Origin of the sequence: Streptomyces sp. NPDC005925, from assembly GCF_040638805.1 — a bacterium.
GTDB lineage: Bacteria > Actinomycetota > Actinomycetes > Streptomycetales > Streptomycetaceae > Streptomyces.
The window spans coordinates 131,860-143,986 of sequence record NZ_JBEXVL010000006.1; the positions used below are offsets into that span (position 1 = coordinate 131,860).

Here is a 12,127-nt window from a genome sequence, read left to right on the forward strand (position 1 = left end):
CCACCGGGCGCCGAGGGGTCGGTGGCGGAGGGGTCAGTAGCCGCTGAGTGCGAGCAGCTGGCGGTCTTGGCGCCGTCCTGAACCGCGTTGCCGTTGAGGACGCGCACTCCTGCCGCGCACGGGTCCGGTAACCGGCCGCAGCGGCGGGGAAGGGCCCGGGTGACCCCGGTGCGTACCGGCCCCCCCACCGGGCATGAGGGTGCCGTCTCCGCTTACCGGCGTGGCCGCCCCGGCTGCGGCTGCGGGGACGGCGGTCGGCGCGTTGCCGGTGCCGGGCGATGCGCCGAGCGGCGCATCCGGGTCGCGGGCGTGGGTCGCGTCCTTCGTCCGCGACGCGACGCCGTGCGGCGACGCGCGTGGAGGCGTCGGCTCCCATCCGCGTCCTCCGTTTCCGCGACCCTCGTTCATCCGGATGGTGCGAGAGAGAAGTGTCGGACGGTGCGAGAAAGAATCTAGAGAGAATGACGCGTACGCGTCAATGAGGCGTGAGCGGCATCGTGCCCTTGCCGGTTCCCGCATGGATGGGGGACGGCCCGCGCACGGATGGGAACGGTCCGCGCACGGATGGGAACGGTCACGGATGGGGGACGGTCCGCGCACGGGCGCGGCGGCAGGACGCGCGGCGCGAGAACTGCCGCACGCGGTGCGGACGGTGGTCCTGCGCCGTCACCCGCACAGCCCGCGTGCGGGTGACGGCGTCGGCCCTTCGGCCCTTCGGCCCTTCGGCCCGTCGGCCGGGAGGGTGACGTACTGCCTCCGCGCACTCGACGGTCTGTCCGGCCCGGTGTTCGCCGAGGCCGTGGAACGGCGCACACCGTGGTCCGGAACCGGGGTGGCGGCCCGCCGGGGACCGGGTGTCAGCCGGTGAGACGGGTCACCACCGCCCGCATCGCGTGGCGCAGGGGCGGACCGGTTTCCTCGGCGGGGTCGAGGGTCTCGAAGCCGTGGTGGCCGTGGGGGACGTCCACCAGTTCCAGCCGGGCCCCGCTGTCCTTCGCCGCTGCGACGAACGCCTCCACCGTGGCGGCGATTCCGGGTGCCTCCCGCCCGGCGCGCAGAAGGACGACCGGCAGGGCGCCCGCGTGCGCGACCGCCCGGACGGGCCGGAACCGGCTGTCGCCCAGCCCCCACCCGGGCGGCGGCTCCAGGACCGGGTAGGAGGCGGCCAGGCAGCGCAGCCAGGCCGGGGGCTCCGCCAGCCAGGGCGCGGCGAGCAGGCCTCCGCCGGAGAAGAACCACAGGGCGATCCGGTCGGCGTCCACCCGGGGATCGGCACGCACCAGTTCCACCGCGGCGGTGACGTCCGCGGCGGCGCGTTCGTAGTCGGCGACGTCGTGCAGCCGGTGGTCCAGGGTCGCGCCGACCACGCCCTCGGCGGCCGCCAGACGGGCGTACCCCACCAGGGTCGGCCAGTCGCGCGGCGTGGGCCGGGCCGCGGCGGGCACCGGCCCGCCGTGCACGAAGACCACGGCCGGCCGCGCGCCCCCCTCGCCGGGCACGTACAGGTCGACGTGGCCCTTGCGGTCCCTGGGCACCTCCGGCACGTCCAGCGGGAACGGGCGCAGGTGGGCGGGGGGCGTGCCGGTGTCCGCCGGCCGCAGGCGGTGTCCGGCGCCGGCCGCCGCCCGCAGCAGGACGTCCGCCAGCTCGGCGGGACAGGACAGCATGGGCCAGTGCCCCGTCGGCAGTTCGAAGAAGGTGACCCGGGGGCCGGCCAGGGCCGCCGCCACGGGGTCGCCGAAGTCGACGAGCCGCTGCACCAGGTCGATGCCGACACCGTTGCGGGTGCACAGCACCCCGGTGGCCGGAACCGCGGCGACCGCTTCGCTCAGCCGCAGCGGCTGGAGCAGAGTGCCCAGTGGCTGCGGCGCGGCAAGGGCGGTGAGCCGGTCCAGAGCGGCGACGCCGACCCCGGCGGTACTGCCCCACCGCTGCCATTCCTCATGGGTGGCCGGTGGGGCCAGCTCGCCCTGGGTCTCGCCTCGTCCGGCCCGCGCGGCCAGTCGCGCGCGCAGGGCCGGGTCCGGTACGGCGGCCAGGGGCGGCACTCCGTCGCGCGGCATCCCGCAGTCCAGGTACACGACACGGTCGACGCGTTGCGGCCGCCGGTCGGCGGCGCCGAGAGCGGGGTGGATGCCGTAGTCGTGCCCGACGAGCACGATCTCCCGGCCGGGACCTTCGCCCACCGCGTCGATGGCCGCGGTCACGTCCGCGATGTGCGTCTCCAGGTCGACGTGGCCGACGGCGGGGCGGCCCGCGTCGATTGCCGTGAGCGGGACCGCGTGCGCCTCGCGGCCCGCCGCGGCCAGCCGCGCGGCCGTCTCCCGCCACACATCGGCACCGGTGAACACGCCCCCCACCAGGATGAACACGGTCATGGCTCTCTCCTCGGATCTGTCACACGACGTCACGCCGTTCGCGTGCGCCCTCGCTCCGCGGACGGGGCCGTACGCCCGGCCCGGGTGCGCCGGTACCGTAGGAACTCCCCCTGAGGGAGGTTCAACTGCCGTCGCACGAGGTTGTCTGGAGCATCGGCGAACTCGCCGAGCGCGCGGGCGTCACGGTGAAAACCGTCCGCTTCTACTCCGATCACGGTCTGCTGCCCGCGACCGCCCGCAGCACCGGCGGGCACCGCCGGTACGGCCCCGGGGCGCTGGACCGGCTGCGGATGATCCGCTCCCTGAGGGCGCTCGGCCTTCCGCTGCCCGAAGTGCGCCGCGTCCTCGACGCCGGGGGCGCGGCGGACCGGGTGCTGGAGGACGCCGTCGCGGGCCGCCTGCGCGAGCTGGGCAGCGAGCTGAAGGCACTGCGCTGGCGGGAGGCCGCGCTGCGGCTGGTGGGGGAGAGCCCGCCCGCGGAACGGGCCGGCCGGCTGCGGCTGATCGCCACCGTGGGCGTCCCGCCGAGCACGGCGCCGCTGGTCCGGTTCTGGCGTGGCTGGCTGCCGCCCCGGATGCCGGCCGGGGCGACATCGGCGTTCCTGGAGGTGGCCGTCCCGCAGCTGCCCGACGAGCCGGCCCCGGCGCATCTGCTCGCCCTCGCCCGGCTGCACGCGATGACGACAGCCCCGTGCCCGGGTGGACGCCGGCCCGAGCCGGAGGTGCACCGGGTGGCCGGGGCGCACGGGACGGCAGCGCTGTACGCCGGCCTCGCCGAAGCGTACGAGCTCGCGAGCCCGCAGTTGCGCCGGGCGCGGGATCCGCACCCGGGCGGGGCACTGGACGCCTACGTGGCGGCGTACGCGCGCGCGTACGGCAGCCGGGACACCCGCACATTCCGCCGTCTGCTGTCCGCGCGGCTCGCGGCGGAGCCGCGTCTGGAGCGGTACTGGGAGCTGACAGCCGTCGTGCGGACGCCGCCGGGCGGCCGTCCGGAGCCGACTCCGGGTTCCGCGGACGACTGGCTGCGCGCGGCGCTGGACCGGGACAACGCCGCGGCGGGATGACCACGGCGGGAGGCACGCTACGTGTACACGGCGGTGAACTCCCGCACCGCCAGCCATTCCTGCTGGGCTCGCGTGGCGCGGGCGCGGACATAGCGGGCGTGGGTGCCCGCGGGGACGTCCACCAGCACCTCGTGAGGGCCGTCGAACGACGTGAGCGGCGTCCATTCCGCGCCGTCCCGCGAGCACTCCACCACGCCCGACCGGATGCGGTGCCGCGGCAGGTCCGGGGTGCCCATCGCGACACGCACGGCGCGCAGGGGCCGCGCCGTGTGCAGGTCGACACCGACGTACGCGTCCGCGTCCACGGCGTTGGCGCTGCGGAAGTACGTGTCGCCGACGCCGTCCGTCATCCGCCAGACGGCCATGTCCTGGAACGTGCGCAGACTGGCCATCCCCTTCGGCCGGCGCGGCAGGCCGAGCGCACGGTCGGCCTCGTGCCGGGCGTCGTCCAGGAAGCCGTCGAGCACGCCCTCACCGACCAGCACGGCGTACGAGGCGTCCGCCAGACCGGTGTACGTGAAGGAGCGGGCCACCTCCTCCAGCCGCACCAGCTCGCTCCGCAGGCGCTGCGCCCCGGCCGCGTCCCCGGCCCGCGCGCGCACCACCATGCGCAGTGCCGCGAGTGCCGCCGCGGCCCAGGCCCCGGCGGCGTCCAGCCATGGACCGGTCTCCTCGACGAACCCCCGGTCCGGCAGCCCGCCGCGCAGCACGGCCGGCGCCTCGTGCAGCGCCCGCAGCCGCGCCTCCAGCGTCCCGGCCGGGCCTCCCGCCCAGAACTCCCCGACCGCCGAGGCGAGTTCCGGCGCCTGGCCCGGCGTGACGATCGAGCCGTACGACACGTCGGCGAAGGCGCGCAGGGCGTGCTCGACCACCGAATCGCCACCGGACGCCCGGCGCAGGGCGGTACGCCAGGAGGCGGCCGGATCGTACGCCTCGTCGTTCCAGGAGTAGTCCGCTCCCGTGGCCAGCGCCGGCTTCGAGGCGGCGGGGTGGACCATGGGATTGGCGGTGAAGCCGGCCAGTCCGCCCGGCAGGCCCTTCTCCCGGCCGTCGAAGGGGCCGAGGAACAGGCGGTTGAACGCGAAGTCGTTGACCGGGTGGTTGTCCCAGAGAAGGATCTCGTGGGCGTACGCCTCACGGGCCCGTGCCGCCTGGGCCACGGTGATCGTCGCCGGGATCACCGCGACGCCCGTCCACCCCACCAGCACGTCCGCGTCCAGGGAGCCGGCGAGGGCCGCCTTGTACGGGGTGGCGTCGGCGTCGGCGTACTCGGTCGGCACCATCTGCAGGGGTCGCGCGCCCTCGTGGACGCGGATGAACTCCCGGTTCACGCGGTTCAGGAGGTGCGCCTGCGCCGTCCCCGCGGCGCCGCCCCCGGTCCCGAACCGCTCCGCGTCCTCGGGGCAGTTCCACTCCGTGTAGCTGATGTCGTCGAGCGGCACGGAGAACGACCGCACCCCGATCTCCCACAGCGACGCGAACTTGCGGATCAGCGCCCGGGCGTCGGCGTCCGATCCGTAGCGGACCGACAGGCCGGGGGAGAGGGCGAACACGAACGCGACGTGCCGCTCGTCGGCCCGTTCCACCAGCTCCCGCAGCCGGGCCAGGTCCTCGGCCGGGTACGGCTCGCGCCACTTCTCCCTCAGGTACGGGTCGTCCTTGGGGGAGTAGACGTAGACGTTCATCTTGTGCGCGGCGTAGAAGTCCAGCTGGTCCAGGCGCGCCCGGTGCGACCACGGGATGCCGTAGAAACCCTCGACCACGCCGCGCAGCGGGGTCGCCGGCCAGTCGCGGACGACCGTGGGGGGCAGCCGGGTGCCGTGGTGGGCGAGCAGCTGGCGCAGCGTCTGGGCGGCGTAGTAGGTGCCGCGGTCGCCCGATCCGGCCAGGACGACACGGCCGTCCGTGACGGCGAGTACGTAGCCGTCGGAGGGCAGGGCCGCGGGGCCCTCGACGCCGAGCGCGGCCAGCGCGCGGGCGGCGGCGGGGCCGCCGCAGACGACGCTCACAACGCCGCGGGCAGAAGGGTCCGCGGCTGCGATCCGTGCGCCTGCCCCGCGCAGTGCGCCTTCTGCGAGGGCGTTGGCGCGCGGGTCGGGACCGGGCAGGAAATGCACCGTTCTGTCCATCGGGACGGTGTCCCGGCCGGGAAGGGCGGTGAGGGATCGAGGAGTGGGCAGGAGCGGTGCGTCCGAGGTCATCGCTGCAGCGTTCCCCATGTCTGACCTGCGGCGCAAGGCCCGGGTGCGTACTCCTTGGCCGCGCCCGGTGGGGGTGTTGACGCCTCCGCCGGGCGAATGAGACCGTTCCCATCTGGGATCGATCCCAGGTCGGGGTACCAGGAGGGGAGAGACCCATGCGCGTGGGCGACGACGTCCACCTGTTCCAGGACACCTGCCACGTCTACGTCCTGCGCGGCGGCCGCAGCGCCGTACTGATCGACTTCGGCAGCGGTGCCGTCCTCGACCACCTCGCCGACTACGGCGTGGACGAGGTCACCGACATCCTGGTCACCCACCACCACCGCGACCAGGTGCAGGGCCTGGCCCGGGCTGCCGCGGCCGGCATCCGCATCTGGGTGCCGCCCGTCGAACGCGACCTGATCGCCGGTGTCGACGAGCACTGGCGCACCCGCCCCCTCGACAACGACTACGACGTCCGCCAGGACCGCTTCTCCCTCCTTCAGCAGGTCCCCGTCACCGGCACCGTCGCCGAGTACCGCACCGCCCGCTACGGCCACCTCGACGTGCACACCGTGCCGCTGCCCGGTCACACCGTCGGCTCGGTCGGCTACCTCGTGGACGTGGGCGGCCGGCGGCTCGCCTTCACCGGCGACCTGATCCACGGCGAGGGGCGGCTCTGGTCGCTCGCCGCCACCCAGTGGGCGTACACCGGGTTCCACCCGAACGCCGGGATGGAGGGCGCCGCCGCCACCGTCCTGTCCTGCCTGCAACTCCTCGACCACCGCCCCGACGTCCTGCTGCCCTCCCACGGCGACGCGGTCACCGACCCGCCCGCCGCCGTCGCCCGGCTGCGCACGCACCTCACCGAACTGCTCGACATGCGCCGCACGGCACCGTGGGACCCGGAAGCGATGCTGCGTGCGCCGTGGAAGCCGGTCACCCCGCACCTCCTGCGCAACGTCACCGGCATGGCCAACTCCTACGCCCTGCTCTCCGACCACGGCACCGCCCTGCTCCTCGACTTCGGCTACGACCTGACCACCGGGCTGCCCGGCGGCCACGACCGTTCCTCCCGGCGTCCGCTCCTCGCCTCCATCGAGGCGCTCCGGCGCGACCACGGCATCGACCGCGTCGAGGTCGCCCTTCCCACCCACTACCACGACGACCACGTGGCCGGCTTCAACCTGCTGCGCGACGTGCACGGCACCGAGGTCTGGTCGCCGTCGCACATCGCGCCCGTCCTGCACTCGCCGGAGCGCTGGGACCTGCCGTGCCTGTGGTACGACCCGGTCCCGGTGGACCGCGAACTCCCGCCGGACACCCCGGTGGTGTGGCGGGAGTACGAGATCGGCGTCCACGACCTGCCCGGCCACACCCTCTACGCCGCCGCCTACTCCTTCACCGCCGACGGCCGCCGGGTGATCGCCACCGGCGACCAGCAGGACACCGCCTGGGAGCCGGGACTACGGCCCGAGCTGCTCAACTACCAGTACCGCAACCGCTTCCGCATCGACGACTTCACCCGCAGCGCCGAGCTGTACCGCGCCATCCGCCCGGACCTCATGATCAGTGGCCACTGGCAGCCGTTCGAGGTCGGCGACGCCTACCTCGACATGCTGCTGGAGAAGGGGCGGCGGCTGGCCCAGCTGCACCGCGAGATCCTCCCGCGGGACGTGGACTTCGGCGCCGAGGGGTTCGGGGCGCGCATCAGCCCGTACCGCAGTGTCGTCGCCCCCGGCGGCCGGCTGCGGCTGGAGGCCGAGTTGGTCAACCCCTTCCCCGGCGCCGAGACGGCCCAGGTGGAGATCGTCCTCCCGCAGGGCTGGCGGGCGGCGGAGCAGCGGATCGCGCTGGACCTGGCGGGGCACGCCACCGGCACGGCCCGGTTCGAGGTAAGGGTGCCCGAGGACGCGGATCCCGTGGAACGCGCGCGTCTCGCGGTGGACCTCACGGTCGGAACGATGCGCTTCGGACAGCAGGCGGAGGCACTGGTGAGCGTACGGAGCGAGGGAGCGGGGCGATGAACGCGATCAAGGCGGTCCGCGGCGACGACGGCACCATCGAGGTGACCGCGCCCGGCTACCGGCTGACGGTGACCCCGGACGGCCTCGTCGCCCGCCTCTCCCACCGCTCCGGCCACCCGCTGGAGCTGCAACTGCCCGGCGCCCTGGACCGCACCGACGCCAAGGACGAGACCCTCTCCGCCGAACCGCCGGTCCTCGCCGCCGACTTGCCCGTCCGCACCGACGCGGGCGGGACCCCCACCGGTGACGCCCCGGTCATCACCGTCCGCCGGCGCAGCACCGCGTGGGACGGCGCCGAGACCCGCATCGTGTGCACGCCCGACGGGCCGGAGTTCACCTGGACCGTCCACGGCACCGGCCGGCTGGACGACGTACACCTGGCGGCCCTGCGTTCGGCGCTCCCCGGCCGCGGCACCGGACTGCGGCCCAGCGGGCACGACTGGCAGACCCTCTTCACCCCCAACCCGGGCCCGCCGCGCAGACTGCTGCGCGGCGCCGGGGAGAGCGCGGTCGTCGGCGCCTGCGGCGACGCCCGCCCGGGGCGCGGCCACTGGTTCTTCACCCCCGCCCCGCTCTGCCTCGCCCTCACCGCCGAGGCCTACGCCGACGACGCCGACCCCGCCGGGGCCCGGCCCCCCGGCGGCTGGCACACCCTGGGGCTCGGCGCGCCCGTCCGCGAACTCACCTTCACCACCGCCACGTACGTCCCCTCCGACCAGGGCTTCCACCTGACCCTGGGCTACGAGGGCCACACCCGCGTCGACGGCCGCTTCAGCACCCCCGCGCTGCTCGTCTCGCCCGGCCACCAGGATCCGTACGCCGGTCTGCGCGCCCACCGGTCCTGGCTGGAGCGCCGCGGCTGGGCCCCGCCCGCCGAGCCGGCACCCGGGCGGCCCGACTGGTGGACCGAGCCGATGTTCTGCGGCTGGGGCGCCCAGATGGCCCGCGCCCGCGACACCGGCCGGCCGGCGCCGGCCCTGGCCACGCAGACCGAGTACGACGGCCACCTCGCCCACCTCGAGGAGCGCGGCCTCGTCCCCGGCACGGTCGTCATCGACGACAAGTGGCAGGAGAGCTACGGCCGTCCGGACCCCGACCCCGCCAAGTGGCCCGACCTGCCCGGCTGGATCGCCGGCCGGCACGCGCGCGGGCAGAAGGTGCTGCTGTGGTGGCGCGCATGGTCCACCGAGGGCGTGCCGGACGCCTGGTGCGTGCGCACCCCGGACGGCCACCCCGTCGCCCTCGACCCCGGCCACCCCGAGGCGCGTGCCCTGCTCACCGACAGCATCACCCGGATGCTCGCCCCGGCGGGACGCGACGGGTTCGACGCCGACGGGCTGAAGATCGACTTCACGGCGGACACCCCCTCCGGCCATCACCTCACCGCACACGGCGACAGGTGGGGAATCGCCCTGTTGTACGATCTCCTCGCGGTGATCCATACTGCGGCGAAGGCGGCGAAGCCGGACGCGCTGGTCATCACGCACACACCGCATCCGGCCTTCGCGGGGGTGACAGACATGGTCCGGCTCAACGACATGCTCCGCCTCGACGATCCCGACCCGTACGCTCCCGTCGTACCGCAGATGCGTCACCGGGCCGCCGTCACCGCCGCCTCCTGCCCCCACCTGCCGATCGACACCGACGACTGGTGCGCCCCGGACCGGGAGCAGTGGCGCGCGTACGCCGCCGTCAAGACCGAACTCGGCGTACCCGCGCTGTACGTCACCACGCACCTGGACCGCACCGGCGAGCCGCTGGAGGACGCGGACTACGCCGCGCTGCGCCGGCAGTGGTCCGAGTGGCGCGCGGGCGGAGGGACAGCCCGATGAGTGAGTACGGTCCGCGGGGCAAGCGCGGCCGGGTCACCCTGCGCGACGTCGCCGAGGCCGCGGGCACCTCGCGTTCCACCGCGTCCCGGGCGCTGGCCGGCACCGGCTACGTCGCCCAGTCCATCAGGACCCGCGTGCGCGAGGCCGCCGACCGGCTGGGGTACGTACCCGACGTCTCGGCCCGCACCCTGAAGGGCCAGTCCAGCGGCCTGGTCGGGCTGCTGGTGTCCGACCTGCGCAACCAGTTCTACGCCCAGCTCGCCGCCGGGGTGGAACAGACCCTGGCTGCCGCCGGGCAGCAACTCGTGCTCGTGGACGACCACGGCAGCGAGCAGAAGGCCGCCGACGGGGCGCGTGCCTTCCTCGCCATGCGGGCCGACGGCGTGCTCCTCGCGCCCGTCGGCCGGGCCGCGACCCGGACACTCGTCGAGCGCGGCACGCCCGTCGTGGAGGTCGACCGCCGCTCGGGCGTGCGGGGCTGCGACTCCGTCACCATCGACAGCGGCCTCGGCGCCCGCGAGGCCGTCGGACATCTGCTCGCCCAGGGACACCGCCGGGTCGCCCTGATCACCGACGAGACGATGTGGGACACCGGGCAGGCACGCCTCAAGGGCTACCGGGCCGCGCACCGGGAAGCCGGCGTACCGGTGTCCAGGCGGCTCGTCCTCACCCTCGGACTGCGCCCGGCCGACCCGGACCGTGACGTGGCCGCCTTCCTCGACCACAATCCGGACATCACCGCCGTCTTCGCCGCGAACAACGTTGTCGGCGAGACCGTCTGGCAGGAGCTGAAGCGCCGAGGGCGCCGCGTGCCGCAGGAGTGCTCGCTGATCTGCTTCGACGACATGACGTGGATGCGGATGGTCGAACCGGGCGTCACCGCGGTCCGCCAGCCCGTCTACGACATGGGAGTGCGGGCGGCCGAACTGCTGCTCCAGCGCCTCGCCGGGACCCGGGGCAGGCCGGAGGTACGCGTCCTGCTGCCCGAGCTGCTGACACGCGGTTCGACGTCGGCACCGAGAGTGAACTGACCTGCGAGTCGCGTAGTCAGCACCGTGCCCGACCGGCCCTCGGTGTGTCGTCATCGCAGGTCAGCGGCCTGTTGACTCTTCACGAAACCCTTTGTTCGCCATCCATTGACGCCCATGACCCATGTGGGTACGTTCTCATGTGGGAACGATGCCACATGGGTGCGAGACCCGTGGCGCGACCCGGCTCCACCTGTCCCCGGGCGCCTTCTGCCGCCCGTGCCGTGTCAGCCGCCACCTCAAGGGAGAGCGCATGGCTGCACCATCTCCACATCGGACACGCCGCCGACTGGCCTGTTTCGCCGCCGTGTCCGGTCTGCTGTCCCTCACCGCCTGCGGCGGCGTCAACCTCACCGGCGACGGCTCCGACACCTTCACCACCATGGGCCAGGGCACGGGCGACGCCCTCGCGGTCGCCCGCATGAACGAGGCCCGCAAGGCCCTCGGCATCAAGATCCAGGTCAACGAGGGTTCCTTCGACGAGCAGCAGTTCCTGTCCTCGGTCGCCGCCGACGACCCGCCGGACGTCGTCAACATGGACCGCGCCAAGATCGGCGGCTACGCGTCCCGCGGCGCGCTGCTCCCGCTCGACGCGTGCGTGAAGAAGGAACACATCGACATCGGCGAGTACCGCGACACCGCCATCGACGAGGCCACCCTGGACGGCAGGCTGTACGGCCTGCCCAACTCGTTCGACAGCCGCATCATGATGATCAACGCGGGCCTGCTGAAGAAGCACGGCCTCACCCCGGAGGACTTCGACACCGCCGACTGGGACCAGTTGGAGCGGATCACGAAGAAGCTGGTGAAGTTCGACGGGAAGAAGCTCTCCCGCATCGGCTTCGACCCGAAGATCCCCGAGTTCTTCCCGATGTGGGTCGAGGCCAACGGCGGCGCCCTGATCAGCGAGGACGGCCGGACCGCCACCCTCAACAGCCCCGAGGCCGTCGAGGCGCTCGAGTACACCAGCCACCTGCTCGATCTCCAGGGCGGCTGGGGAAGGGTGAAGGCGCTGCGCGACTCCTTCGACATGTTCGGGTCGAAGAACCAGTTCGCCCGCGAGCAGCTCGGCGGCTTCCCCATGGAGGACTGGTACGTCAACGTCCTCGCCCAGAACTCCCCGAAGACCGACCTCTACACCGCCCCGTTCAAGGACCGCGAAGGCAACCCGATCAACTGGACGACCGGCTACTCCTTCGCCATCCCCAAGGGCGCCGCACACGTCGACAAGGCCTGCGCCTTCATCAAGACGATGAGCTCCGCCAAGACGTGGGAGATCGGCGCCCGGGCCAAGCAGCAGGAGGCCAAGAAAGCCGGCGGCCCCTACGTCGGCGACTTCACCGGCAACTCCGTCGCCGACCGCACCATCGAGACGGAGATCTGGAAGCCGAGCGGCAACAAGCCCTACGACCAGGCCACCCGCGTCCTCTTCGACGTCCAGGCCAACGGTTTCAGCGTCCCGGCGAACGCCGCCGGCAGCGAGTTCACCAGCGCCTGGCAGAAGGCCGTGAACCGCGTCCTGGCCGGCCAGCAGAGCCCGAAGGAAGCGCTCGACCAGGCCCAGAAGCAGGCCCAGAGCGTCCTCGACATCGCGAACCAGGGAAAGAGGTGAGCC

7 protein-coding genes are annotated in these 12,127 nt (G+C 73.8%); 5 read left to right on the forward strand and 2 right to left on the reverse strand.

Going from position 1 to position 12,127, the window contains the following annotated elements; genetic code table 11:
- Window positions 1-857 precede the first annotated feature (857 nt).
- Complete coding sequence (locus ABZ354_RS10765) at window positions 858-2,378, reverse strand: alpha/beta fold hydrolase (RefSeq protein ID WP_358655168.1); 1,521 nt, start codon at window positions 2,376-2,378, stop codon at window positions 858-860.
- Window positions 2,379-2,488: 110 nt separating this feature from the next.
- Here ABZ354_RS10765 and ABZ354_RS10770 point away from each other — a divergent pair, with 110 nt between their 5' ends.
- Window positions 2,489-3,445 carry a MerR family transcriptional regulator gene (locus ABZ354_RS10770; RefSeq protein WP_358655397.1) on the forward strand — a complete coding sequence of 319 codons (957 nt, stop codon included), beginning with the start codon at window positions 2,489-2,491 and terminating at the stop codon, window positions 3,443-3,445.
- Between the two features lie 17 nt (window positions 3,446-3,462).
- Here the strand turns inward: ABZ354_RS10770 and ABZ354_RS10775 are convergent, their stop codons facing one another.
- The gene (locus ABZ354_RS10775) at window positions 3,463-5,646 is read right to left on the reverse strand and encodes a beta-N-acetylglucosaminidase domain-containing protein (protein ID WP_358655170.1); all 2,184 of its coding nucleotides are present in this window, start codon (window positions 5,644-5,646) and stop codon (window positions 3,463-3,465) included.
- A 155-nt stretch (window positions 5,647-5,801) separates the two neighbouring features.
- On the opposite strand from ABZ354_RS10775, the gene ABZ354_RS10780 reads away from it, so the two are divergent.
- From ABZ354_RS10780 to ABZ354_RS10795, 4 genes are all read left to right on the forward strand, one after another.
- Window positions 5,802-7,652: an MBL fold metallo-hydrolase gene (locus tag ABZ354_RS10780; protein WP_358655172.1), complete on the forward strand. Its 1,851-nt coding sequence runs from the start codon at window positions 5,802-5,804 to the stop codon at window positions 7,650-7,652.
- Window positions 7,649-9,484, forward strand: coding sequence for a hypothetical protein (locus ABZ354_RS10785; RefSeq protein WP_358655174.1), 1,836 nt, complete (start codon window positions 7,649-7,651; stop codon window positions 9,482-9,484). Before ABZ354_RS10780 ends, ABZ354_RS10785 begins: the two co-directional genes overlap by 4 nt.
- Window positions 9,481-10,515: a LacI family DNA-binding transcriptional regulator gene (locus tag ABZ354_RS10790; protein ID WP_358655176.1), complete on the forward strand. Its 1,035-nt coding sequence runs from the start codon at window positions 9,481-9,483 to the stop codon at window positions 10,513-10,515. The genes ABZ354_RS10785 and ABZ354_RS10790 overlap by 4 nt, the downstream gene beginning before the upstream one ends.
- A gap of 250 nt (window positions 10,516-10,765) precedes the next feature.
- Window positions 10,766-12,124, forward strand: a complete 1,359-nt coding sequence (locus tag ABZ354_RS10795; RefSeq protein WP_358655178.1) for an extracellular solute-binding protein — start codon at window positions 10,766-10,768, stop codon at window positions 12,122-12,124.
- The last annotated feature ends 3 nt before the right edge of the window (window positions 12,125-12,127 follow it).